The sequence below is a fragment of the Kitasatospora sp. NPDC048286 genome, from assembly GCF_043201735.1.
Taxonomy (GTDB): Bacteria; Actinomycetota; Actinomycetes; order Streptomycetales; family Streptomycetaceae; genus Kitasatospora.
On the sequence record NZ_JBICZE010000002.1, the window covers coordinates 472,002 to 496,784 of the forward strand.

General features: G+C 73.6%; 19 protein-coding genes. 9 read left to right on the forward strand and 10 right to left on the reverse strand.

The window, feature by feature from the left end:
* Nucleotides 1-10 precede the first annotated feature (10 nt).
* A complete protein-coding gene (locus ACGF13_RS06430; protein WP_392869513.1) occupies nt 11-3,040 on the reverse strand; it encodes a bifunctional [glutamine synthetase] adenylyltransferase/[glutamine synthetase]-adenylyl-L-tyrosine phosphorylase in 3,030 nt (1,009 codons plus the stop codon).
* Between the two features lie 253 nt (nt 3,041-3,293).
* Between ACGF13_RS06430 and ACGF13_RS06435 the strand changes: the two genes are divergently transcribed.
* Nucleotides 3,294-4,025 (forward strand): class E sortase, encoded by a 732-nt coding sequence (locus ACGF13_RS06435; RefSeq protein WP_392869515.1) that lies wholly within the window; start codon nt 3,294-3,296, stop codon nt 4,023-4,025.
* Between the two features lie 81 nt (nt 4,026-4,106).
* Here the strand turns inward: ACGF13_RS06435 and ACGF13_RS06440 are convergent, their stop codons facing one another.
* Both ACGF13_RS06440 and glnA read right to left on the reverse strand, forming a co-directional pair.
* Nucleotides 4,107-5,390, reverse strand: a complete 1,284-nt coding sequence (locus ACGF13_RS06440; RefSeq protein ID WP_392869517.1) for a hypothetical protein — start codon at nt 5,388-5,390, stop codon at nt 4,107-4,109.
* A 153-nt stretch (nt 5,391-5,543) separates the two neighbouring features.
* Nucleotides 5,544-6,905, reverse strand: a complete 1,362-nt coding sequence (glnA, locus tag ACGF13_RS06445; protein ID WP_392869519.1) for a type I glutamate--ammonia ligase — start codon at nt 6,903-6,905, stop codon at nt 5,544-5,546.
* Between the two features lie 175 nt (nt 6,906-7,080).
* Between glnA and ACGF13_RS06450 the strand changes: the two genes are divergently transcribed.
* Nucleotides 7,081-8,835 (forward strand): NAD+ synthase, encoded by a 1,755-nt coding sequence (locus tag ACGF13_RS06450; RefSeq protein WP_392869521.1) that lies wholly within the window; start codon nt 7,081-7,083, stop codon nt 8,833-8,835.
* Here ACGF13_RS06450 and ACGF13_RS06455 read toward each other — a convergent pair.
* The 3 genes from ACGF13_RS06455 to ACGF13_RS06465 all read right to left on the reverse strand — a co-directional run bounded on the left by ACGF13_RS06455 (nt 8,832) and on the right by ACGF13_RS06465 (nt 12,495).
* Nucleotides 8,832-9,893, reverse strand: coding sequence for an endonuclease/exonuclease/phosphatase family protein (locus ACGF13_RS06455; RefSeq protein ID WP_392869523.1), 1,062 nt, complete (start codon nt 9,891-9,893; stop codon nt 8,832-8,834). The genes ACGF13_RS06450 and ACGF13_RS06455 overlap by 4 nt on opposite strands.
* A gap of 266 nt (nt 9,894-10,159) precedes the next feature.
* On the reverse strand, nt 10,160-10,789 hold the full coding sequence (locus ACGF13_RS06460) for a TetR/AcrR family transcriptional regulator (RefSeq protein WP_392869525.1): 630 nt from the start codon (nt 10,787-10,789) through the stop codon (nt 10,160-10,162).
* A 98-nt stretch (nt 10,790-10,887) separates the two neighbouring features.
* Nucleotides 10,888-12,495 carry a DHA2 family efflux MFS transporter permease subunit gene (locus ACGF13_RS06465; protein WP_392869527.1) on the reverse strand — a complete coding sequence of 536 codons (1,608 nt, stop codon included), beginning with the start codon at nt 12,493-12,495 and terminating at the stop codon, nt 10,888-10,890.
* 302 nt (nt 12,496-12,797) lie between these two features.
* On the opposite strand from ACGF13_RS06465, the gene panB reads away from it, so the two are divergent.
* From panB to ACGF13_RS06480, 3 genes are all read left to right on the forward strand, one after another.
* A complete protein-coding gene (gene panB / locus ACGF13_RS06470) occupies nt 12,798-13,667 on the forward strand; it encodes a 3-methyl-2-oxobutanoate hydroxymethyltransferase (RefSeq protein WP_392869529.1) in 870 nt (289 codons plus the stop codon).
* A 166-nt stretch (nt 13,668-13,833) separates the two neighbouring features.
* Nucleotides 13,834-14,865, forward strand: a complete 1,032-nt coding sequence (locus tag ACGF13_RS06475) for an ATP-binding cassette domain-containing protein (protein ID WP_392869531.1) — start codon at nt 13,834-13,836, stop codon at nt 14,863-14,865.
* Complete coding sequence (locus ACGF13_RS06480; protein ID WP_392869533.1) at nt 14,862-15,695, forward strand: ABC transporter permease; 834 nt, start codon at nt 14,862-14,864, stop codon at nt 15,693-15,695. The genes ACGF13_RS06475 and ACGF13_RS06480 overlap by 4 nt, the downstream gene beginning before the upstream one ends.
* Before the next feature lie 170 nt (nt 15,696-15,865).
* Here the strand turns inward: ACGF13_RS06480 and ACGF13_RS06485 are convergent, their stop codons facing one another.
* Entirely contained in the window at nt 15,866-19,309 is a 3,444-nt protein-coding gene (locus tag ACGF13_RS06485; RefSeq protein ID WP_392869535.1) for a BTAD domain-containing putative transcriptional regulator, read from the reverse strand.
* A gap of 195 nt (nt 19,310-19,504) precedes the next feature.
* Here ACGF13_RS06485 and ACGF13_RS06490 point away from each other — a divergent pair, with 195 nt between their 5' ends.
* Nucleotides 19,505-20,320: a site-2 protease family protein gene (locus ACGF13_RS06490; RefSeq protein ID WP_392869537.1), complete on the forward strand. Its 816-nt coding sequence runs from the start codon at nt 19,505-19,507 to the stop codon at nt 20,318-20,320.
* Nucleotides 20,321-20,343: 23 nt separating this feature from the next.
* On the opposite strand, the gene ACGF13_RS06495 is transcribed toward ACGF13_RS06490, so the two are convergent.
* Both ACGF13_RS06495 and npdG read right to left on the reverse strand, forming a co-directional pair.
* Nucleotides 20,344-20,529 carry a hypothetical protein gene (locus ACGF13_RS06495; RefSeq protein ID WP_392869538.1) on the reverse strand — a complete coding sequence of 62 codons (186 nt, stop codon included), beginning with the start codon at nt 20,527-20,529 and terminating at the stop codon, nt 20,344-20,346.
* A 164-nt stretch (nt 20,530-20,693) separates the two neighbouring features.
* Nucleotides 20,694-21,386, reverse strand: a complete 693-nt coding sequence (gene npdG, locus ACGF13_RS06500) for an NADPH-dependent F420 reductase (protein WP_392869540.1) — start codon at nt 21,384-21,386, stop codon at nt 20,694-20,696.
* Between the two features lie 47 nt (nt 21,387-21,433).
* On the opposite strand from npdG, the gene ACGF13_RS06505 reads away from it, so the two are divergent.
* Nucleotides 21,434-22,093 carry a hypothetical protein gene (locus ACGF13_RS06505; protein ID WP_392869542.1) on the forward strand — a complete coding sequence of 220 codons (660 nt, stop codon included), beginning with the start codon at nt 21,434-21,436 and terminating at the stop codon, nt 22,091-22,093.
* 107 nt (nt 22,094-22,200) lie between these two features.
* The gene (locus ACGF13_RS06510) at nt 22,201-23,538 is read left to right on the forward strand and encodes an MFS transporter (protein ID WP_392869544.1); all 1,338 of its coding nucleotides are present in this window, start codon (nt 22,201-22,203) and stop codon (nt 23,536-23,538) included.
* An 18-nt stretch (nt 23,539-23,556) separates the two neighbouring features.
* On the opposite strand, the gene ACGF13_RS06515 is transcribed toward ACGF13_RS06510, so the two are convergent.
* Nucleotides 23,557-23,784 carry a hypothetical protein gene (locus ACGF13_RS06515; protein ID WP_392869546.1) on the reverse strand — a complete coding sequence of 76 codons (228 nt, stop codon included), beginning with the start codon at nt 23,782-23,784 and terminating at the stop codon, nt 23,557-23,559.
* Between the two features lie 147 nt (nt 23,785-23,931).
* On the opposite strand from ACGF13_RS06515, the gene map reads away from it, so the two are divergent.
* A complete protein-coding gene (map, locus tag ACGF13_RS06520) occupies nt 23,932-24,777 on the forward strand; it encodes a type I methionyl aminopeptidase (protein ID WP_392869548.1) in 846 nt (281 codons plus the stop codon).
* Nucleotides 24,778-24,783: the final 6 nt, after the last annotated feature.

Consider the following 24,783-nt stretch of genomic DNA (forward strand, 5'->3'; position numbering starts at 1 on the left):
GTCGTGCCCGTCAGCCGACGCCGTAGAACAGCCGGTCCACCACCGCCCGGGCCCGGCGGGTGGTCCGCCGGTAGTCGTCCAACAGTTCGCCGCTGTGCCCGGAGCCGTACCCGAGGTAGCGGGCCACCCCGGCCAGCTCCCGGGCCTCCCCCGGGAAGCTGTCCCCCGGCCGCCCGCGCACCAGCATCACCGCCGCCCGCACCCGGGAGGCCAGCACCCAGGCCGCGTCCAGCACCTCGGCGTCCTCCGGCTCGACCAGCCCGCCCGCCCTGGCGGCCGCCAGGGCCGCCCTGGTCCGGGTGGTGCGCAGGCCCGGCAGCTCGTGCCCGTGCCGGAGCTGCAACAGCTGCACCGTCCACTCGACGTCCGCCAGCCCACCCCGGCCGATCTTGGTGTGGGTGGTCGGGTCGGCCCCGCGCGGCAGCCGCTCGGCCTCGATCCGCGCCTTGATCCGGCGGATCTCCATCACGTCGCGCTCCGGCACCCCGCCGCCCGGGTAGCGCAGCGGGTCGATCAGCTGCCGGAACCGCGCGCCCAGCTCCTCGTCCCCGGCCACCGGCTCGGCCCGCAGCAGCGCCTGGCTCTCCCAGGCGTGCGACCAGCGCCGGTAGTACGCCGCGTACGAGGCGAGGGTGCGCACCAGCGGTCCGCTGCGGCCCTCCGGCCGCAGGTCGGCGTCGACCAGCAGCGGCGGCTCGGTGGAGGGCGCGCCCAGCTGGGAGCGCAGCTCGTGGCAGACCGCCTGGGCGGCCCGGGCGGCCTCCTCCTCCAACGAGCCGAGCAGCGGCTCGTGGACGAAGAGCACGTCCGCGTCCGAGCCGTAGCCCAGTTCGTGGCCGCCGAAGCGGCCCATCGCGATCACCGAGATCCGGGTCGGCAGGTCCCCGTGGTCGGCCTCCCATCCGGCGACGCAGGCGCGCAGCGCGCCGCCCAGGGTGGCGGCGTTGAGCGCGGTCAGCGCCTCCCCCGCGGTGTCCAGCGCCTCGGCGGGGTCGTCCCCGAGCCGGCCGAGCACGTCCGCGGCGGCGGTACGGAACAGCTCCCGGCGGCGCACCGAGCGGGCGGCGGCCACCGCGGCCCGGGTGGAGCCGGCCCGGCCGACGGCGGCCAGCACCTCCGACTGCAGCGCCGCCCGGCCGCGCGGTTCCAGGCCCTGCGGGTCGCCCAGCATGGCCACCGCCTCGGGGGCGCGCAGCAGCAGGTCGGGCGCGAGCCGGCCGGCCGACAGCACCCGGGCCAGCTGTTCGGCGGCGGCGCTCTCGTCGCGCAGCAGCCGCAGGTACCAGGGGGTGCGGCCGAGCGCGTCGGAGACCTGCCGGAAGTTGAGCAGCCCGGCGTCCGGGTCGGCGGACTCGGCGAACCAGCCGAGCAGCACCGGCAGCAGGGTGCGCTGGATCGCGGCCTTGCGGCTCACCCCCGAGGCGAGCGCGCTGAGGTGGCGCAGCGCGGCCGCCGGGTCCGCGTAGCCCAGCGCCTCCAGCCGGGCCCGGGCCGCCTCCGGGGTCAGCCCGGTGGCTCCCGGCGGCAGTTCGGCGACGGCGTCGAGCAGCGGCCGGTAGAACAGCTTCTCGTGCAGCCGCCGGACCTCCACCGCGTGCCGCTTCCACTCGCGTTGCAGGGCGGCCACCGGGTCGGCGCGGGTGTCGTCGTTGATCAGCGCGGCGAGCGAGCGGGCGAGGCGGCGCAGGTCCTCCTCGGCGGTGGGCATCAGATGGGTGCGGCGCAGCCGGTACAGCTGGATGCGGTGCTCCAGCGAGCGCAGGAAGCGGTACGCGGTGTCCAGCGAGGCGGCGTCCGCCCGGCCCACGTACCCGCCGCGGGAGAGCGCGGCCAGCGCCTCCAGGGTGTTGCCGCTGCGCAGCGCCGGGTCGGTGCGGCCGTGCACCAGCTGGAGCAGCTGTACGGAGAACTCGACGTCGCGCAGCCCGCCCGGGCCGAGCTTGAGCTGGCGGTCCAGTTCGGTGGCCGGGATGGAGTCGACGACCCGGCGGCGCATCTGCTGGACGTCGGCGACGAAGTTCTCCCGGGCGGCGGCCTGCCAGACCATCGGGGCGAGCGCCTCGACGTACGCGGCGCCGAGCTCGGCGTCCCCGGCGACCGGGCGGGCCTTGAGCAGCGCCTGGAACTCCCAGGTCTTGGCCCAGCGCTGGTAGTAGGCGAGGTGGCTGGCCAGGGTGCGCACCAGCGGGCCGTTGCGGCCCTCGGGGCGCAGGTTGGCGTCCACCGGCCAGATGGTGCCCTCCCCGGTGGTGTCCGAGCAGAGCCGGGTGAGGGCGGCGGCCAGCCGGGTGGCGGCCCTGACCGCGTCGTGCTCCTCGACGCCCTCGCGCGGCTCGGCGACGAAGATGACGTCCACGTCGGAGACGTAGTTGAGTTCGCGGCCGCCGCACTTGCCCATGCCGATGACCGCGAGCCGGCAGGCCGCGGCGGCCTCCGGGTCCTGCTCGGCGGCGAGGTCCAGGGCGGTCTGGAGGGTGGCGCCGGCCAGGTCGGCGAGTTCGGCGGCGGCCTGCGCGAGGTCGGTGGTGCCGGTGAGGTCGCGGGCGGCGATGGCGAGCAGGCAGCGGCGGTAGGCGACGCGCAGCGCGTTCGCGGGGCCGAGGGACAGGTCGTCGCGGACGCCTTCGGCGAGGGCGCGGCGGAAGTCCTCCGGGCCGGGGTGCATGTCGCGCAGCTCGAAGGTGACCAGCACGTGCCAGTCGTGCGGGTGCCGGGCCAGGTGGTCGCCGAGCGCGGTGGAGACGCCGAGCACGCCGAGCAGCCGGTCGCGCAGCGGCTTGGAGGTGGTGAGGGTGTCGCGCAGGGTGTGCCGGTCGGCCTCGTCGGCGGCCTCCAGCAGCCGGGCCAGGCCGAGCAGCGCGAGGTCGGGGTCGGCGGTGGCGCCGAGCGCGTCCAGCAGCACGGGGTCGTCGGCCAGGCCCTCCAGCCCGGGGCCCTCCAGCAGCCGCACCGCCCGCGCAGGGTCGGTGAACCCGCGCCGGACCAGCCGGTTCTCCGGCCGGCTGACCCGGCTCCCGGCCCGTTGCTCCTCCACCGCCATCGACCCCTCCATCCGTCCGCCCCAGCAGGTTACGCGCCTGTGGGCCGCCCCGCCGGGCATGCCACGGGCCCTGTCCGCCCGAGCGCCGGCGGGCCGGGCGGCGCGCCCCCGGGCACGGCGTGGCGTGTCGGCTTGCCCGCCGGCTCGACGGCGCGGTGGAGTACGCATGACCGGCCGGGACGCCCGCCGGGGCGGTGCCCGGCACGGCCCCGCCCGCCCCCTCCCCCGCATTTCCGCCCGAAGGGACGACCCCATGGCGACCGAGCACCCGGCCGAGCGGAGAGCCCCGCGCCGACACCCCCTGCGGCTCGCGATCGGCGCGCTCGGCGACCTGCTGTTCACCCTCGGCGTACTGCTCGCCCTGCTGGTCGTCCACTCGCTGTGGTGGACGAACCTCACGGCCGACCGTCACGCGGACCTCTCCGCCGCCCGGCTGCGCCAGTCCTGGTCGGCCCCTGCCCCGGCCGCCCCGCCGACCGACGCCGCACCACCGCTCGGCCAGGGCGACGCCGTCGGCTTCCTCCACGTCCCGGCCCTGGGCGCCGGCTACCAGGTGCTGATCAAGGTCGGTACCGACGGGGAGACCCTCGCGGACGGGGTCGCCGGGGCCTACACGGCGCCGTACCGCTCGGCCATGCCCTGGGAGGCTTCGGGCAACTTCGCCCTGGCCGCCCACCGCGACGGTCACGGCGCCAGGTTCCACGACCTGGACCGGCTGCGGCCGGGCGACCCGCTGGTCGTGGAGACCAGGGACCGCTGGTACGTCTACCGCGTCGACGCCACGCTGCCCGAGACCGCCAAGGACGACACCGGTGTCATCGCCCCGGTCCCCGTCGGCTCGCCGTACGGCGGGCCGGGCCGCTACATCACCCTGACGACCTGCACGCCGGTCTACACCTCGCTGTACCGGATGGCCGTCTGGGGCAGCTTCGTCCGGGAGGAGCCGATGGACCCGGACCGCACGCCGCCCGCCGAGCTGCGCTGAGCCGGTCCGGCGGACACACGACGGACGGGCGGTGCGCCACGCGCACCGCCCGTCCGCCAGTCGGTCAGATCCGTCGGTCGGTCACCGGGCACTCCGGTCGGAGCGCCGGCCGGCGCGCATGGCCACCGCACCCGCCGCGATGAGCGCCGCCGAGAGGCCGAACAGGGCCGGCGAGGTATCGCTCCCCGTCTCCGCCAGCTCCCAGTGGTGCCAGCCGTGCTCCTCCTCGTGACCGCCGTGGTGGCCCTCGTGGCCGCCGTGGTGTCCCTCGTGCCCCTCGTGCCCCTTGTGCCCCTCGTGCCCCTTGTGGCCTTCGTGCCCCTCGTGCCCCTTGTGGCCTTCGTGTCCCTTGTGGCCTTCGTGCCCCTTGTGGCCTTCGTGGCCCTCGCCGAACTTGGCGTTGTTCACGTTGGAGTTGTTGTTGGTCTGCGAGGCCGACTGACTGTTGCTCGCCGTGTTCTGCGAGGAGTTGTTCGCGCTGGCGGTGGCGCTGTTGTTCGCGCTGTTGTCGACGGTGTTGACGACGGTGTTCTGGACGACGACCGTCACATTGACGTTCTGGTCCTGGCTCTGCTGGCCGTTCTGGGACTGTGCCTGGTTCTGGTCCTGGTCCTGGTTCTGGTTCTGGTCCTGGTTCTGGCTCTCGGACTGGTTGCCGCCGCTTCCGCCGTTCCCACCACCGCCGCCGCCACCACCGTGGCCCCCGCCGCCGTGGCCCCCACCGTGGTCGCCGTGGCCCTCGCCCCCACCGTGGTCACAGGGCTTGCAGGGGCAGGCGTGGTGGTGGTGGCAGTGCTTGCCGGTGAGGCCCGACAGTCGGTCCAGTTCGCCCAGTTCGCCGAGGTTCCCGAACGTCGACGGCAGGGCCGTGTTCCGACCGCGCTCGCCGTCCTCCTCGGCCGGCGGCTCCTCCTCGCCCGGCTTGGCAGCGGTGACGGCCGGGGCCGCAGCCGGAGCCGCGGCCGGCGCCTGAGCGACGGCCGGGGCCGGGGCCTGGGCCGGGACCGCCGCCGGGGCCTGGGCCTGGGCCTGGGCCGGAGCCGGGGCCGCCGCCGGGGCCTTGGCCGCGGGCGCTTCGGCCGTCGCCGTCACTGTCTTGGTGCCCTCCGTCCGCGAGGACTGACGGGCCACCAGCTCGGACGGGGCGGCGCCACGGCTGTCGAAGTTCCAGGTATGGGTGGCTCTACTGCTGCCCTCCGCCGCCGCACGGAGGAGCCCGTCGACCCATTCACCCTGGGCCTCCGCCGGTACGGCGGCTGTGTGGTGGTCGGTGGCGGGCGAGGCGTAGGCCGCGGAGCCGGCACCCAACACGAGGGCGGCCGAGGCCAGTCCGGACAGGGCCAGGGCGGTGATTCGAGTACGCATGACACTCCAGGATGATCCGCAGAACGGATCTTCTGCTTACGCCTCCGCGTCACCCCGCCATGGCGCGCACCGCTGCAGAGTAACCTCATCGGCCCAGCGGATTAGCGTGCGTGGGGTACACCGCCCGAACGGCCCGAACCGGCCGACGAACCGTCAGAGAACCTGGAGGTTCTTGCGCAGTTCGAAGGGCGTCACCTCGGAGCGGTACTCCTCCCACTCGTGCTTCTTGTTGCGCAGGAAGAAGTCGAAGACGTGCTCGCCGAGGGTCTCGGCGACGAGCTCGCTGCGCTGCATCAGGTCGATGGCCTCGCCGAGGTTCTGCGGCATCGGTTGGATGCCGAGGGCGCGCCGCTCGGAGTCGGTGAGCGCCCACACGTCGTCGTCGGCGCCGGGCGGGAGTTCGTAGCCCTCCTCGATGCCCTTCAGGCCGGCCGCGAGGGTGACGGCGTAGGCGAGGTACGGGTTGCAGCCGGTGTCCAGCGAGCGGACCTCGATGCGGGTGGAGCCCTGCTTGCCCGGCTTGTACATCGGGACCCGGATCAGCGCCGAGCGGTTGTTGTGGCCCCAGCAGATGTAGGACGGCGCCTCGCCGCCGGCTCCGGCGGTGCGCTGGGAGCCGCCCCAGATCCGCTTGTACGAGTTCACCCACTGGTTGGTGACGGCGGCGGTCTCGGCGGCGTGCTTCAGCAGGCCGGCGATGAAGGAGCGGCCGACCTTGGACAGCTGGTACTCGGCGCCGGACTCGTGGAAGGCGTTGCGGTCGCCCTCGAACAGCGAGACGTGGGTGTGCATGCCGCTGCCGGGGTGCTCGGAGAACGGCTTGGGCATGAAGCTCGCGTACACGCCCTGCTCCAGCGCGACCTCCTTCATGACCAGCCGGAAGGTCATGATGTTGTCGGCGGTGGACAGCGCGTCGGCGTAGCGCAGGTCGATCTCCTGCTGGCCGGGGGCGCCCTCGTGGTGCGAGAACTCGACCGAGATGCCCATCGACTCCAGCATGGTGATCGCCTGGCGGCGGAAGTCGTGGCCCACCCCGCGCGGGGTGTGGTCGAAGTAGCCGGACTGGTCGGCGGGGATCGGCGGGGTGCCGTCGCCGGGCAGGTTCTTCAGCAGGAAGAACTCGATCTCCGGGTGGGTGTAGAAGGTGAAGCCCTGCTCGGAGGCCTTCTCCAGGGTGCGCTTGAGCACGAACCGGGGGTCGGCGTAGGACGGCGAGCCGTCGGGCATCAGGATGTCGCAGAACATCCGGGCGGTGCCCGGGGTCTCCGAGCGCCACGGCAGGATCTGGAAGGTGGTCGGGTCCGGCTTGGCGATCATGTCGGACTCGTACACCCGGGCGAATCCCTCGATCGCCGAGCCGTCGAAGCCGATGCCCTCCTCGAAGGCCTGTTCCAGCTCGGCCGGGGCCACCGCGACCGACTTCAGGAACCCGAGCACGTCGGTGAACCACAGCCGGACGAACCGGATGTCACGCTCTTCGAGCGTCCGAAGCACGAACTGCTGCTGCTTGCCCATGGGGACAGTCTCACCTCTGCTCTTTACGCTCGTGTTACGCCTCGGAGGTCCCCGCAAAGACCTCGTAAAGCGGCTGCCCCCATCATGGCCGATCTCCGCCCACCCCGGCAGCGCCGACCCCCGCCGTCACCCTCCGCCCAGGACATAGCGTCAGTTAGACGATTACACTCGGGGCATGCCCAATCTCCGTCTCGCCCTGAGCCAGATCGACCCGTGGGTCGGTGACCTCGACCGCAACGGCGACGAGGTGGTGCGTTGGACCAGGCTGGCCGTGGAGGCCGGCGCGCAGTTGGTCGCCTTCCCCGAGATGGCCCTCACCGGGTACCCGGTGGAGGACCTCGCCCTGCGCGGATCCTTCGTCGAGGCCTCCCGCGCCGCGCTGGTCGGGCTGGCCGGCCGGCTGGCGGCGGACGGGCTGGGCGAGGTCCCGGTGGTGGTCGGCTACCTCGGGCGTTCGGAGCACGCCTCGCCGCGCTTCAACCGCCCGGCCGGCTCCCCGCAAAACTGCGCCGCGGTGCTGCACCGGGGCGAGGTGGTGACCCGCTTCGCCAAGCACCACCTGCCCAACTACGGCGTGTTCGACGAGTTCCGCTGGTTCGTCCCGGGCGACCAGCTGCCGGTGCTGCGGGTGCGCGGGGTGGACGTCGCCCTGGCCATCTGCGAGGACATCTGGCAGGACGGCGGGCGGGTCACCGCCGCCCGCGAGGCCGGCGCCGGGCTGCTGCTGGTGGTCAACGGCTCCCCGTACGAGCGGAACAAGGACGACCAGCGGCTGGAGCTGGTGCGGCGCCGGGCGGCCGAGGCCGGCTGCACCCTGGCGTACGTCAACATGGTCGGCGGCCAGGACGAGCTGGTCTTCGACGGCGACTCGATCGTGGTCGGCGCGGACGGCGAAGTCCTGGCCCGCGCACCGCAGTTCGAGGAGCACCTGGTGGTGCTGGACCTCGACCTGCCGGCCGCCGCGAGCGATGACACCGACGGGCTGCTGCTGAGCGACGGCCTGCACCTGGTCCTCACCGAGCTGGGCGGCGAGCCGCAGGCCGCGCCCGCGGTGCGGCTCACCGCCGGGGTGGCGCCGCGGGTCTCGGACGAGGCCGAGATCTGGGCCGCGCTGGTCTCCGGCACCCGGGCGTACGTGACCAAGAACGGCTTCCGGTCGGTGCTGCTCGGCCTCTCCGGCGGCATCGACTCCGCGCTGGTGGCCGCGATCGCGGTGGACGCGGTAGGCGCGCGGAACGTGCACTGCGTCTCCATGCCCAGCCGCTACTCCTCCCGGCACTCCCGGGACGACGCGGCCGAACTGGCCCGCCGCACCGGGCTGTCGCTGCGGACCGTCTCCATCGCCCCGATGTTCGACGCCTACCTGGGGGCGACCGAACTGACCGGCCTGGCCGAGGAGAACCTCCAGTCCCGGCTGCGCGGCACCCTGCTGATGGCGATCTCCAACCAGGAGGGGCACCTCGTGCTCGCGCCCGGCAACAAGAGCGAGCTGGCGGTCGGCTACTCGACCCTGTACGGGGACTCGGTGGGCGCCTACGGGCCCATCAAGGACGTCTACAAGTCGCTGGTCTTCCGGCTGGCCCGCTGGCGCAACGAGGAGGCCGAGCGGCGCGGCGAGGTGCCCCCGATCCCGGAGCACACCATCACCAAGCCGCCGTCCGCCGAGCTGCGGCCGGACCAGGTGGACACCGACTCGCTGCCCGACTACGACGTGCTGGACAGCGTGCTGACCCGCTACATCGAGGGCGACGAGGGCCGGGACGCGATCGTCGCGGCCGGCTTCGACCCGGCCCTGGTGGACCGGGTGGTCCGGCTGGTCGACACCGCCGAGTACAAGCGGCGCCAGTACCCGCCGGGCCCGAAGATCTCGGCCAAGAACTTCGGCCGGGACCGCCGCCTGCCGATCACCAACCGCTGGCGGCGCGGCTAGCGGACGGGCTGGTAGCGGTAGGTGGCGGCCACCCCGAGGTGGTCGCTGCCGTCCCGGGGCAGGGTGCGGGAGTCCACCGGGTCCAGCCCGCCCTTGCTCATGATCTGGTCGATCCGGGCCATCGGGAAGGCGGCCGGCCAGCTGAAGCCGAAGCCGTCCCCGGCGGCGCCCTGGGCCGAGCGCATCTGCGAGGTCACCGGCGCCAGGCTGCGGTCGTTCATGGTGCCGTTGAGGTCGCCGAGCAGTAGGACCTTCTTCAGCGGCTCGGCCTCGATCGCGTCGCCGAGCGCCTGCGCGCTGAGGTCCCGCTGGTTGACGGTGAAGCCGCCCTCGGCCTTCAGCCGCACCGAGGGCAGGTGCGCCACGTACACCGCGAGCGGGCCCTGCGGGGTGGTGACCTCGGCGCGGAAGGCCCTGGTCCAGCCCATCTTCAGGTCCACCGGGGAGACGTCCCCGATCGGGTACTTCGACCAGAGCCCGACCGTGCCCTCCACGGTGTGGTGCGGGTAGGCGGCGGCGAGCCCGGTCTCGTACGAGCGCAGCTGCCGGCCGGCCAGCTCCTGGAGGGCGACGATCTGGGCGCCGGAGTCCACCAGGGTGCGGATGGTGCCCGGCACGTCGGTGTTGGCGGCGGCGACGTTGTGGCTGACCACCGTCCAGTCGCCCTTGCCGCCGCTCTTGTCCGACAGCAGGCCGCCGAACAGGTTGACCCAGAGCACCAGGGGCAGCAGCAGGGCGAGCAGCGCGGTGGCGGAGCGGCGCAGCAGCGCGGGCACCAGCAGCACCGGGACGGCCAGGCCCAGCCAGGGCAGGAAGGTCTCCAGCAGGCTGCCGAGGTTGCCGACGCTGTTCGGCACCTCGGCGTGGAAGGCGAGCAGCGCGGCGGCGAGCACGGCCAGCGCGGCGATCACCAGGCCGCGCCGCCAGGTGCCGCTGCCGCGGGCGTCCCGGCCCCAGTGGCGCAGGCCGAGGAAGCCGCCGCGGCGCGCCGTGGGGGCCGGGCCGTCGGCGCCGCCCCCGGGGGCCGCGATCCGCTCGGTCCTGTCCGCCTGCGCCATGAAGTGGCTCCCGTCGCTCGTGCCGTCGCCGTTCCGGTGCCCGGCCCGTCGAGGGTGCGGGCGTGTACCGGGTCGGTGCCGGTGTGGTCGGATACCCGGCTCAGCCTATGCCGGGACAGACGTCGGGCCTGCTGAGCGGGTTCCGGCGTGGCCCGGTTTGGTGAGGGAGGCCACGTCCGGGGCGGGGGCGGGCGAGACCGGGCGGGGGCGGGCGAGACCGGGCGCGGGCGGGCGGAGCCAGGCGGGGGCGACCGGGACGGCCTCGGTCAGCGGGGCGCGAGGCCCTCGAGCACGGAGTCGACCAGCTTGCGGGCCAGGTCCGGGTCCTCCAGGTCGGAGTCGTCCCACAGGATGCTGCGGTAGAGGATCGGCCCGAGCAGCAGGTCGTTGAGCAGTTCCACGTCGAGGTCGTCGCGGATCACGCCCTCGGCGACGGCCTGGCGGATCAGGCGGAGCCCGACCTCCCGGCGCGGTTTGATCACCCGCTCGCGGTAGGCGGAGTACAGCTCGGGCAGGGTCTGCATCTGGCCGAGGGCGGCCTTGAGCACCCAGCGGGTGCGCTTGGCCAGGCCGCGCCGGCGGATGTGGTCCACCAGGGCGATCAGGTCGGCCCGGGCGCCGGCGCCGCCGGACTCGGGCAGCGGCTCCTCCAGCCGGCTGACCACGTCGACCAGCAGGGCCTCCTTGTTGGGCCAGCGCCGGTAGATGGTGGCCTTGCCGACGCCGCCCGCGGCGGCGATGCCCTCGATGGTGAGCTCCGACAGCGCGGTGCCGCCGGCCATCAGGTCCTCGACGGCCGTGAGGATGGCCTGCTCGGCGGCCTCGCTGCGGGGCCGGCCACGGCGTGCCTCGGCGCAGTGCTGCCCGGTGCCGGCGGTCGGCGTGTCCGTCTTCATCCCCGCTGTCTCTCCCTCGTGGGTCGGCCCCGCCACCCGGTGGCGTACCCGGGTGACAGGGCCATTGTCACTCAGTCACGGCGCGTTCCGGCCGCAGGTCAGGCGTCCGCGGCCGCGGCCTCCCGTGCCTGGCCGCGCTGTTCGGGGGCCGGACCGGCCGGGCCCGCGGGGGTGGCCGGGCGGCGCGGCAGCAGGAACCAGGCGACCACGGCGCCGACCAGCGAGACGCCCGCCGAGAGCGAGGCGACCACGTGCATGGCGTGGATGAAGGAGTCGTTCGCCGGGGCGATCAGCGCCTGGCCGCCGGGGATGCGGTCGGCGATGGCCAGGGTGGCCTCCAGCGACTCGCCGGCCTTGTCGCGCAGGTCCTCGGGCAGCCGGGCGAGGGTGTCGGCCATCCCGTCGCGGTAGGCGGTGGAGAGCACGGCGCCGAGCACGGCGACCCCGAGCGAGCCGCCGACCTGGCGGAAGGTGTTGTTGACGGCCGAGCCGGCGCCGGCCTTCTCCCGGGGCAGCGAGGCCATGATCGCGACGGTGACCGGCGGCATGACGTGCGCCATGCCGGCGCCCATCACCAGGCCGAGCAGGACCAGCACCCAGATCGGGCTGGTGGCGGTCAGCACGACGTAGCCGAGGAAGCCGAGCGCGACCAGCAGCATGCCGCCGGTGGCGGTGGCGGCGACGCCGAGCCGGTCGACCACCAGCCGGGCCCGCGGGGCGAACACCAGCTGGGCGGCGGCCAGCGGCAGCATCAGCACGCCGGCCTGGAGGGCGCTGTAGCCGCGCACGCTCTGGATGTAGAAGACGCCGAAGAAGGAGACGCCCATCAGCGCGAAGAAGATCACGCCGACGACCACCACGGAGGCGCTGAACACCCGGTTGCGGAACCAGGTGACGTCCAGCGCGGGGAACGGGGTGCGGCGCTCGAACCAGACGAAGGCGGCCAGCGCGAGCACGCCGACCAGGGTCGGCACCCAGGCCTCGGCCGCGGTGAAGTCGGCCAGCTCGCCGCCCTTGATGATGCCGTAGATCAGCGCGACCAGGCCGACGATCGACAGCAGCACGCCGACGGGGTCCATCCGGCCCGGGGCGGGGTCCTTGGACTCGGGGACGAGGATCACCATCGCGACCAGCGCGACGACCACGATCGGGACGTTGACCAGGAAGACCGAGCCCCACCAGAAGTGCTCGATCAGCAGGCCGCCGGTGATCGGGCCGATGGCGATGGCCAGACCGACCGCGCCGGCCCAGATCCCGATCGCCTTGGGCTGCTCGGAGCGCTCGAAGACGTTCATGATGATCGCCAGCGTGGCGGGCATCGCGAGTGCGCCGCCGACGCCCATCAGGGCGCGGTAGCCGATGAGTTCACCGGGCGAGGCGGCCAGCGCGGACAGCAGCGAGGCGACTCCGAAGACCAGCATGCCGGCCAGCAGCGCGCGCTTGCGGCCGAACCGGTCGCCGAGCAGGCCGGAGGTGAACAGCAGCCCCGCGAAGACCAGGGTGTAGGAGTTGATCGACCATTCCAGGTCGCTCTGGGTGGCTCCGAGGCCGACCGGCGCGGGGGTCGCGATGGTCTTCATCGCGACGTTGAGGATCGAGTTGTCGAGGACGACGACGAGCAGGGCGAGCAGCAGGGTGGCGAGGATCACCCAGCGCCGACGGTGGATGGCTTCCGGCACACGGGGTGGCGCGGCTGCGGTGGTCATGGTTCTTCCCGTCCGTGTTGGCGTGGCACTGGCGGGCATTTACGAGCCGAGCACGTCTCGCAACCCCCCGCACCAGAGTAGCGGCCGATACGATACGAGCCGAATCCGTTTCATAAAGGGCGGGCAAATTCGGGAGGCTCCCGCGCGCCCCGGCCCGGGGCGGCCCGCACGCCCGGTGTGTCCTGGATCGCACCGGGACGACCGCACCCCTCTTTGCGCCGGAGCCGGGGCGTGCAAGCATGGAGGTGATCCGGGGACGCCGTACGGCGCCACGAGACGACAACCCTTCAGGAGTCCGTTCGATGAACGCTTCTACGCCTTCGCCTGCCCAGAACCAGGCGTCGACCACCTCCCTCTACGGCGGGGTCACCAACCGCCGGGTCACCGTCCGCGACCTCGCCGCCGCCAAGCAGCGCGGCGAGAAGTGGTCGATGCTCACCGCCTACGACGCCCTCACCGCGGGCGTGTTCGACGAGGCCGGCATCCCGGTGCTGCTGGTCGGCGACTCGGCGGGCAACTGCCACCTCGGCTACGAGACCACCGTCCCGGTGACCATGGATCAGATGGTGATGCTCTCCGCCGCCGTCGTCCGCGGCACCAAGCGGTCCATGATCGTCGCCGACCTGCCGTTCGGCTCGTACCAGGAGTCCCCCGCGCAGGCCATGCACAACGCGGCCCGGCTGATGAAGGAGGCCGGGGTCGGCGCGGTCAAGCTGGAGGGCGGGGAGCGCAGCGCCCGCTCGATCGAGCTGCTGGTCGAGGCCGGCGTCCCGGTGATGGCCCACATCGGCCTCACCCCGCAGTCCGTGCACGCCCTCGGCGGCTACCCGGTCCAGGGGCGCGGCGACGAGGCGGCGCACCAGCTGCTGCGCGACGCCAAGGCCGTCCAGCAGGCCGGCGCCTTCGCAGTGGTCCTGGAGGCCGTCCCGGCCGAGCTGGCCGCCCAGGTCACCGAGCAGCTGGCGATCCCGACCGTCGGCATCGGCGGCGGGCCGGACACCGACGCCCAGGTGCTGGTCTGGACCGACATGGCCGGCATGACGGCCGGCCGGGTGCCCAAGTTCGTCAAGCAGTACGCCGACCTGCGGACCGTCCTCGGCGACGCCGCCCGGGCGTACGCCGAGGACGTGCGCACCGGCGCCTTCCCGGCGGCGGAGCACAGCTTCCACTGACGCAACGGCGCCTTCCGCCGACGCACGGCCCCACGGCCCCGCTCCACAGCCCGGAGCGGGGCCGCTGTCGTGCCCGCGGGCGCGGCCGGGAACCGGTGACAGCGGGGTGACAGCGGGCGGGGCGGGCCGACAGGGAGCTGACAGCGGCGGCGGACAGCCTGGGGGCATGACACGAATCGCGACGGCCCCGAACGACCGGGGAACCACCTCCGCACACGCCGTGGAGGTGCACGGCATCGTCAAACACTTCGGTGAGACCAAGGCCCTCGACGGGGTCGACCTCACCGTCAGGGAGGGCACCGTCCTCGGCGTGCTCGGCCCCAACGGCGCCGGCAAGACGACCCTGGTGCGCATCCTCTCCACCCTGATCAAGCCGGACGCCGGCACCGCGTACGTCGGCGGCTACGACGTGCTGCGCCAGCCCAAGCAGCTGCGCCGCACGATCGGCCTCACCGGCCAGTACGCCTCCGTGGACGAGCTGCTCTCCGGGTACGAGAACCTCTACCTGATCGGCCGGCTGCTCGACCTCTCCCGCCGCGACGCCAAGGCCCGGGCCACCGAGCTGCTGGAGCGCTTCTCGCTCACCGAGGCCGCCAAGCGGACCGCCAAGACCTACTCCGGCGGCATGCGCCGCCGGCTCGACCTGGCCGCCAGCATGATCGGCCGACCCCGGGTGCTCTACCTGGACGAGCCCACCACCGGCCTGGACCCGCGCACCCGCAACGAGGTCTGGGACGAGGTGCAGCGGATGGTCTCCGAGGGCACCACCGTGCTGCTGACCACCCAGTACATGGAGGAGGCGGAGCAGCTCGCGAACGAGCTGACCGTCATCGACCGCGGCCGGGTGATCGCCAACGGCGCCGTCTCCGAGCTCAAGGCCAAGGTCGGCGGCCAGACCCTCCAGGTGCGCCCGGCCCGCCCGGCCGAGCTGCCGGACATGGCCCACTGCCTGCGGGACATCGGCATCACCAACGCCACCGTGTCCACCGACACCGGGCTGCTCGCGGTGCCGATCACCGACGACGCGCAGCTGACCGCGGTGATCGGGGTGCTCGGCACCCGCGGCTTCGCCGTCGCCGGCATCGACACCAAGGTGCCCAGCCTGGACGAGGTCTTCCTCGCCATCACCGGCAAGCCCGCGTCCACCGCGGACACCGCGGACACCTCCCCCAGCCTCGCCAAGGAGCCCGTCGCATGACCACCGCCACGCTCGCCCCCGCACCGGGCCGCACCACCCGGCCGTCGGCGGAGGACAGCCGGATCGGCCTGGCCGGCACCCTGCGCCACGTCGGCGCGCTGACCCGGCGCAACCTGATGCGGATCAAGGCCGACCCGGAGTCGATGTTCGACGCCGTGCTGATGCCGATCATCTTCACCGTGCTGTTCGTCTACGTCTTCGGCGGCGCGATGGCCGGCGACCAGGACACCTACAAGCAGTACCTGATCCCCGGGCTCCTCGGGCAGACCGGCCTCACCCTCGCGATGGCCGTCGGCACCGGCCTCAACAGCGACTTCCAGACCGGCGTGATGGACCGTTTCCGCACCCTGCCGATCGGCCGGTCCTCGGTGCTGCTGTCCAAGATCGCCGCCGAGACCCTCCGCGGGCTGCTCTCCTTCGCGATCCTGATCGGCTTCGCGATGTGCATCGGCTTCGAGGTGAAGACCGGCCTGCTGGAAGTGCTGGCCACGATCGGCCTGGGCCTGGTGTTCGGCATGTCGATCGTCTGGATCTCGATGCTGCTGGGCATGGCCCTGCGCAGCGCCCAGGCCGTCCAGGGCGTGGCCATGCTGGTCCTGATGCCGATGCAGTTCGGCAGCTCGATCTTCGCCCGGACCGACACCATGCCGGGCTGGCTGCAGGCCTTCACCAAGATCAACCCGCTGTCGGCGCTGGCCGACGCCTCCCGCTCGCTGCTCAACGGCGTGGGCCCGGTGGCCCATCCGGTGATGATCGTGCTGATCTGGTCGGCCGCCGTCACCGCGGTCTTCGCCCCGCTGGCGGTCGCCCGCTTCCGCAAGCGGACCTGACCCACCCGACCACCGTCGGCCCCGCGGGGGAAGAGCCGACGGGCAGGACGGCCGGCCGCCCGGGACGGGGGCGCCGGCCGACGTACGGGCCCGTGCGGCCGGTGACCAGGGGACGGGCGCCGGCCGTACGGGCTCGACCGCGCGGCGCCACACCGGCTCGACCGCGCGGGCTAGCCGATCAGCTCCTCCAGCACCTCGAAGACCTGCTCCTGGGTCATCCCGACCCCGCCGGCCCGGGCCTCCTCGTACCCGGCCCCGCCCAGCAGCTCCCGCAGGACGGCCTCGGTGCGCGCCTGCTCGGCCCGGTCCAGGTAGCCGCCCTTGGGGCCGTTCAGGCCGCCGTGCGCGGCGGTCAGCACGGCCGCCCCCCGGGCCCGCTCCAGGTCCCCGTCGCGCTGGGCGAAGGCGCACAGCACCGCCGTCACCGCGGGCACCACCAGGACCGTCATGTGTTCGGCGAAGCCGCTCGCCGCCGTCACCGCCCGCAGCTGCCGCCAGCCGTCGCGCAGCAGTTCGAACCCCGCCTCCGGATCCCCGGCCCGGGCGATGATCCAGCCGCGGGAGCTCCGCAGCATCCCGCTCACCAGGCTCGGCGCGAAACCGCCGACCCGGACCGTGTCCAGCCTGTCCAGCTCGGCCAGCGCCTGCGCGAACTCGCCGCGCTGGGCGTGGATGCCGCAGAGCGCCATGTGACCGAACATCAGTGCCCCGGTGGTGGACTGGTTGAGGCCCGGGGTGTCGATCGAGGCCAGCGCCTCGCGGATGACCCGCTCGCCGCGGTCCATGTCGTGCTCCAGGAGGGCGCTGCCCAGGTTCACCCGCAGGATCGGCACCTCCTGCGACGCGCCCAGCTCCTCGACCAGCTCGATCGCCCGCGCGTACGCCTCGGTGGCGGCCGCGGACTCGCCCCGGTTGGCCAACGACTCGCCGTGCGCGGACAGCGCCTGGGAGGTCCCCCAGAGGTCGCCCGACCGCTCGTACAGCTCCAGCGAGCGCTCGCCGTCCACGATGCTCTGCTCCGCGCCGCTCGGCCAGTCGTTCATCATCCTGGCCCGCACCTGGAGGATGAAGGCCAGGTCGCTCACCTCGCCGTACTGCTCGCAGCCGCGGACGGCGTCGTCGATCAGCTCCTTCATCACGTCCGTGCGGCCGGCCAGGAAGGCGCCGAACACCCGCATCAGCCCGGGGAAGCGGTAGGCCTGCGGCAGGTCCGGGGTGTAGGCATCCATCAGCCGCTGGGCGACCCGGACCGCCTCCGGGTCGCCGAGGACGTCCAGGTTGCCCTCGAACAACCCGATCAGCCGGAACATCGCGAGCAGCCGGCGGGCCTCCTCGACCACCCCGGCGGACAGCGGCAGCTCGTACGCGAAGACGCTGCGCTCCAGCGGCACCGCCCGCGGGGCGTCCGGGCCGAACGGGTCCGGGCCGAGCGCGGCGACCGCGTTGTACCAGGTGCGCGCCTCCAGGCTGTAGCCGCGCAGCGACCAGTACCAGCTCATGCCCACCGTGATGAGCAGCGCCTGCTCCTCGTCCCGCAGGTCGATCGCCCGGCGCAGCGCCGTCCGGATGTTGTCCTGCTCGCGCTCCAGCACGGCCAGCCAGTGCAGCTGCCGGGGGCCGTGGATCTGCCCGTCGGAGACGGCGACCACGGTGCGGAAGTACGCCAGGTGGCGGGCCTCGGTGGCGGTGCGCTCGGCGGCGGACTCGGCGAGGCGCTCGGTCGCGTACTCGTGGATGGTCTCCAGCATCCGGTAGCGCGGCAGGCTGGCCCCGTCCAGGTCGGCCACCAGCAGGGACTTGTCGACGAGTGACAGCAGCAGGTCGGCGACCTCGCCGGAGGCCACCTCGACGCCGTCGGCGCAGACCGTCTCGGCGTCCTCCAGCTGCCAGCCACCCGCGAACACCGCGAGCCGGCGCAGCACCGCCCGCTCCCGCTTGCCCAGCAGGTCCCAGCTCCAGTCGACCACCGCGCGCAGCGTCTGCTGGCGCGGCAGCAGGGTGCGGCTGCCCGCGGTGAGCAGCGCGAACCGGCCGTCCAGCCGGTCGGCTATCTGGCGCGCCGTCATCACCCGCAACCGGGCGGCGGCCAGTTCGATGGCCAGCGGCAGCCCGTCCAGCCGGCGGCAGATCTCCGCGCAGGCCTCCGGGTCGCCCTGCGGGTCGAATCCCGGACGGGCGGCGGCCGCGCGCTCGGCGAACAGCCGCAGCGCGACCGGGTCGGGCAGCGGCTCGACCGGCAGCACCGTCTCCCCGGGCACGCCCAGCGGCTCGCGGCTGGTGGCGAGCACCGTCAACCCGGGGCACTCGGCGAGCAGGGCGTCGGCGAGGTCGGCGGCGGCCTGGATCAGGTGCTCGCAGTTGTCCAGGACGAGCAGCATCCGGCGGTGGCGGCAGTGCTCGACCAGCCGGCGCACCGGGTCCTCGGCCCGCTTGTCGATCACCTCGGCGACCATGCTGGTGCTGTGCAGCACGATCTCGCGCAGGCCGAGCGCCGAGACCACGGCGGCGGGCACCGCGTCCGGGCTCTCCAGCGGGGCGAGTTCGGCCACCCAGACGCCGTCCGGCCAGCCCCCGGCGGACTGTTCGGCGCGGCCGGCCTCGGTCGAGAGGCTGGTCTTGCCGGAGCCGCCGGGGCCGGTCAGGGTCACCAGCCGACGGTCCGTCAGCATCCCGCGCAGCGAGGCGAGATCGTCCTCACGGCCGACGAAGCTGGTCAGTCGGCCGCGCAGGTTGCCGCTGGGGCGCGGGAGTTGGGGCGCGGGTGCGGCGTCGGGCCCGGGGGGCGGGGTGCCGGCGGGCTCCGGCTTCGGCGCCCGCTGCTCCGCGGGGGTCGCGGGGGCTGCGGGCGTCGGAGACGTCGCGGGCGTCGGAGACGTCGCGGGCGTCGGAGACGTCGCGGGCGTCGGGGCGAGCAACTCGGCGTGCAGGGCGCGGAGTCCGCGGCCCGGGTCGACGCCGAGCTCCTCGGCCAGCGCGCGCCTGGTCCGCTCGTAGTGGCGCAGCGCCTCGGCCGTCCGCCCGCTCCCGTGCAGCGCCCGGATCATCAGCAGCTGCAACGGCTCGTCCAGCGGCTGCCGTTCGCACAGCTCGGCTAGTTCGGCGACCAGCTCCGCGGCCCGGCCGAGGCCGAGGTCGGCGGTGATCCGGTGGCGGCGGACCTCCTCGCGCTGGGCCTCCAGCCGGACGGCCGGGCCGCCGCGGTCCGGCAGGTCGGCCAGCGCGGGGCCGCGCCACAGCGCCAGCGCCGCGCGCAACCTCTCGGCGGCGAGCGCGTCGTCCCCGGCGTCCAGGGCGCGGCGGCCCTCGCCGGTCAGCCGCTGGAAGTCGGCGAGATCGGAGGCCGGGCCGGTCAGCCAGTACCCGGCCGGGCCGGAGCCGACCTCGTCCCGGCCGATGGTGCGGCGCAGCCGGCCGACCAGGGTCTGGAGCGCGGCGGAGGAGTCCTGCGGCGGATCGGCGTCCCACACCTCGTCCACCAGGAGGTCGGCCGGGACCGGACGGCCCTGCCGCAGGGCGAGGGCGCTGAGCAGGGCCCTCAGCCGGGCGCCGCCGATCGGCACCGGAGTGCCGTCGTCGTGGTGGGCCGTCGTCGTCCCGAGAATGCCGTAGTACACCGGACCATTCTGGTCGATCGGCGGGGGAAGGGCCGCACATTTGTCCTGGGCCCTCCCCCGCAGGCGCGTAGGGTGGAACGCCACCGCGCTCCCGGACGTTCACCGGGAGCCGCTTGTCCGGCCACCGGACCGCCCGGCATGATCGACCACGGTCCGAACCCGATCCTCTTCCCCTGCCCACGGAGCACCCACACCATGACCTTCGCCGCCACGCCGCGCTCCCGCAGCGAGGACCGCCGGATCAGCCCGGTGTTCTGGGTGCTCCTCGCCGTCCTCGGCACCTCCGGCTGGGCGGTGTACCAGGGTTACGGCAACGCCTCGTTCGGGGTGTTCCTGTTCGTGGTCGCGGGCTGGATGGTCTCCCTCTGCCTGCACGAGTACGCCCACGCGCGCACCGCGCTGCACGGCGGCGACATCACCGTCGGCGCCAAGGGCTACCTCACGCTCAACCCGCTGAAGTACACCAACGTACTGCTCAGCTTCGTGCTGCCGATCGTCTTCGTGATCCTCGGCGGCATCGGCCTGCCCGGCGGCTCGGTCTGGATCGAGCGCCACCGCATCCAGGGCCGGCTCAAGCACAGCCTGATCTCGGCGGCCGGCCCGCTGGTCAACCTGCTCTTCGCGGCGGCGCTGCTGATCCCGATCGGCGCGGGCTGGCTGGACGACCCCACCGTGCACGCGTACTGGAACGGCTACGAGCTGATCATCTCGCCGTTCTCCGGCGCGCTGGGCTTCCTCGGCTTCCTGCAGCTGAGCGCCGCGGTGCTGAACCTGCTGCCGGTGCCCGGGCTGGACGGCTACGGCATCGTCGAGCCCTGGCTGTCGTACAAGACCCGGCGCGCGGTCGAGCCGTTCGCGCCGTACGGGATGCTCGCGGTGTTCGCACTGCTGTGGCAGCCCCAGGTGAACCAGTTCTTCTTCGGGATCGTCCACGGCCTGATGACCCTGTTCGGCGTGGACCAGGACTACGCGACGCTCGGCCGGTACCTGTTCAGCTTCTGGAAGAACTAGCCCCGGCTGGTCGCCGGGCCGGCTCAGCCCTGCTCGGCGACCGCGGCGGCGATCTTGGCCCGGCGGCGGTTCATCCACAGCACGTTGCTGGCCACCCCGGCCAGCGGCAGCCAGATCAGGCCCAGCCAGAAGCCCTGGACCAGCGAGACCACGAGGGCCACGAGCGCGAGGACGACGGCGGCCAGAGCGAAGACGGACGTGCGAGGCATGGCGGAAGGCTCCTAGAACGGGTGCGGGCGGCCGGGTCACGGCCGCCACCCATTGTCGCCGACCTCACCTCCGGCGCCGGGCCAGGGGTGAGGTCGACACGGCCGTCGGGTCCGTCCTGTCGGTCAGGACGGACCCGGGGACGACCGATGGGACGGGCCGTCGCTCAGACGTCGGTGATCCGCAGACCCGCGTGGGCCTTGTAGCGGCGGTTGACCGAGATCAGGTTGGCCACCAGCGCCTCCACCTGGTGGGCGTTGCGCAGCCGGCCCGCGAAGACGCCGCGCATCCCGGGGATGCGGCCGGCCAGGCCCCGGACGACGTCGGTGGCCTCCCGGTCGTCGCCGAGCACCATGACGTCGGTGTCGATGGCCTCCACCGACTCGTCCTGGAGCAGCACCGCCGACAGGTGGTGGAACGCGGCGGTGACCCGGGAGTCCGGCAGCAGCGCGGCGGCCTGCTCGGCGGCGCTGCCCTCCTCCGGCTTCAGCGCGTACGCGCCCTGCTTGTCGAAGCCCAGCGGGTTGACGCAGTCGACGACGATCTTGCCCGCGAGCTCCTCGCGCAGCGCCGTCAGGGTGGCGGCGTGGCCGTCCCACGGGACCGCGATGATCACCACGTCGCTCTCCCGGGCGACGGTGGCGTTGTCGGCGCCGCGCACGCCGAGGCCCAGCTCGGCCGCCGAGGCCTCGGCCCGGGCGGCGGCGCGGGAACCGATGATCACCTGCTGGCCGGCCTTGGCCAACCGCAGGGCCAGGCCCCGCCCCTGGTCGCCGGTGCCGCCGAGGACACCGACCACCAACTGCGAGACGTCGGGTACCTCGTGGGCCGGGTTTGTCGCTGAATCGAGGGAAGTCATGGGCCGATCCTGCCAAATCCCGGGCCCCGCGGGACATCCTGGCCCGCATGGACGCGGTGAGAGTTTCGGCACTCCGGGAACGGCTGACGGGAACGGGCTGGCTGGAGGCGGTCGGCGGCTTCGCCGGGGCGCTGCGCCGCTCGGTGGACCGGCGCGGGGCGAGCGGGCTGCTGCTGGTCGGCACCGAGGCGTACGAGCCCTGGCACCTGGCCGCCCACCTGGACGACCAGGCCGCCTGGTCGGACGTCCCCCGGCTGGCGCCCACCCTGCTGCGGCACAGCCCGCCGGCCGACGCCCCCGCACACCTGACGCACGATCTGCGCAGACTCGCCGAGGCCGGGCGCGGCGCCACCGTGCTGCTGGTGGTCCCGCGGGCGGCCGGCGCCCCGCTGCTGGAGCGGGTGCACGACGCCCGGCGGCACGGCGCGACGGTGCTGGCGCTGGACGGGGGCGGGCCGGGCGGGCCCGGTCAACCCGGCGGCCTCGACCGTCCTGGCGGTCTCGACGGTCACGGCGGTCACGGTGAGCTCCGCGAGCTCGCCCACGAGCGGCTGGTCGTCGGCACCGCCGCCGAGGAGCCCTTCGACCTCGCCCAGCACCTGGTCAGCCTCGCCGCCGGGCAGCGGGCCGGCCACCGCTCCGTCCGGGCCCGGCTCGCCGACCTCGCCGGGCGGCTGACCTCGACCCCCGCGATCAGCCGCTGGTAGTCGGGGGCGGCTCCGGGCGGCCCTTCGGTCCGTCACCACGTGTCGGTCCGTCAGCAGGTGGAAAACCCTTTGCGGGAGGCATGACCGCCACCCGAGGATGACGGTTCGTGAACGTCGACGAACCCCCGCATCCCCCCGTGCCCGGACGCGCCCGGAAGCTGGTGCGCTCGCTGACGCCCGACCTGTCCCCCTGGCGCGCCTCCCGTGACTTCCGCTACCTGTGGACGTCCGGCTGCGTCACCAGCTTCGGCAGCTTCCTGACCTTCATCGCCGTGCCGATGCAGATCAAGGAACTCACCGACTCCTCCTTCGCGGTCGGCCTGATCGGCGCCGTCGAACTCGTCCCGCTGATCGTCTTCGGGCTGTGGGGCGGCGCCCTCGCCGACGCCCTGGACCGCCGGAAGCTGGTGCTGCGCGCCGAGGCCGCGCTCGGCCTGCTGGCCGGGCTGCTGCTGCTCAACGCCCTGCTGCCGCACCCGCTGCTCTGGCCGGTCTATGTGGTCGCCGCACTGGCCGCGGCCGCCGACGGCCTCCAGCGCCCGGCGCTGGACTCGCTCACCCCGCGGGTCGTCCCGCACCAGCACCTGACGGCCGCGTTCGCCCTCAAGTCGCTCTACCACAACGTCGCCTCGATCGCCGGACCGGCGCTGGCCGGTGTGGTGGTGGCCTTCGCCGGGGTGCAGACCGCGTACGCGCTGGACATCCTCACCTTCGCCGCCTCGCTGCTGCTGCTCGTCCGGATCAAGGCGGTGCCGCCGCCCACCGGTGCCGAACGGCCGTCCGTCCAGGCGGTGTTGAACGGCGTCCGGTACGCCTGGAGCCGCAAGGACCTGCTCGGCACCTACGCGATCGACACCTGCGCCATGCTGTTCGCCTACCCGGTGGCCGTCTTCCCGTTCCTGGCCTCGGAGTTGGGGGCGGACTGGGCGCTCGGCCCGATGTACGCGGCCTCCGCCCTCGGCGCCCTGCTGGTCGGCGCGACCAGCGGCTGGACCTCCCGCGTCCACCGGCACGGACGGCTGCTGGTGGCCGCCGCCGTCGGCTGGGGCGGGGCGATGGCACTCGCCGGCCTGTCCGAGCACATCTGGCTGGTGCTGCTCGGCCTGGCGCTGGCCGGCGGCGCCGACGAGATCAGCGGGCTCGCCCGCTCGACCATGTGGAACCAGTCCATCCCGGACGAGCTGCGCGGCCGGATGGCCGGCGTCGAACTGCTCAGCTACTCCGTCGGCCCGCAGCTCGGCCAGGTCAGGGCCGGCACCATGGCCGGACTGATCGGCGTGCGCGCCGCCGTCTGGACCGGCGGCGTCGCCTGCGTCGTCGCCGTGCTCGCGGTCGCCGCCGCCCTCCCGAAGCTGCTCGCCTACGACGACCGCACCGACCCCCACGCCGCCGCCGTCCGCGCCGCCCACGAACACGCCGAACCCGAGGCCACCCCGGCGACATGACCGCCGCCCGCCCCGGGGCTACTCGGCGTCGTCCTTCGGCTGGTCGCTCCAGCGTGGGTCGTTCTGCCACTCGCGGTTGCGCTCGTCGGCGATGCGCAGGGCCTGGGCGGCCTCCTCGGGGCTGGCGTAGGGGCCGAGGCGGTCCTTCGCCGGGCACTCCGGGCCCTCTTCGACCTTGTCGTGCTTGATGCAGTAGAACCACTCGCCGGGCTTGCCGGTCGGCTTGCGGTTGAATCCGAGGGGCATCGCGCTCTCCTGTTCAGAAGGCCGGAAGGACTGGGTCGGTACCGATCATTCCCCGCCCCGGGCCGGGATGCACACCGCCCTGGACCGGCCAGGGACCGGCCGGGGATGGCCCAGGGTCCGGCTCGGCCCGGCGACTAGACTCGCGGCATGGCTCTCGTACCCGGCATCCAGTCCCCCATCCGCAAGGTCCCGGCGAACATCGCGCGCCCCGAGTACGTCGGCAAGCCCGCGCCGACGCCGTACACCGGGCCCGAGGTGCAGACCGCCGAGACGATCGAGAAGATGCGGATCGCGGGCGGGATCGCCGCCCGGGCGATGGAGGAGGCGGCCAAGCTGATCGCCCCCGGTGTCACCACCGACGCGCTGGACGCCGTCGCCCACGCGTACATGTGCGACCACGGCGCCTACCCGTCCGACCTGGGCTACCGGGGCTTCCCCAAGTCCGTCTGCACCTCGATCAACGAGGTGATCTGCCACGGCATCCCGGACTCGACCGTGCTCCAGGACGGCGACATCGTCAACATCGACGCCACCGCGTACATCCACGGGGTGCACGGCGACCTCAACGCCACCTACCTGGTCGGCGACGTGGACGAGGAGTCCCGGCTGCTGGTCGAGCGCACCCGGGAATCCCTCAGCCGGGCGATCAAGGCGGTCAAGCCGGGCCGTCAGATCAACGTCATCGGGCGGGTCATCGAGTCCTACGCCAAGCGCTTCGACTACGGCGTGGTGCGGGACTTCACCGGGCACGGCATCAACACGTCGTTCCACTCCGGCCTGATCGTCCCGCACTACGACAGCGAGCGGGCCACCGAGGTGATCAAGCCGGGCATGACCTTCACCATCGAGCCGATGCTGACCCTGGGCACCTACGACTACGAGATCTGGGAGGACGGCTGGACCGTCGTCACCAAGGACCGCAAGCGCACCGCCCAGTTCGAGCACACCCTGGTGGTCACGGCGGACGGCGCGGAGATCCTCACCCTGCCGTGACCCGCG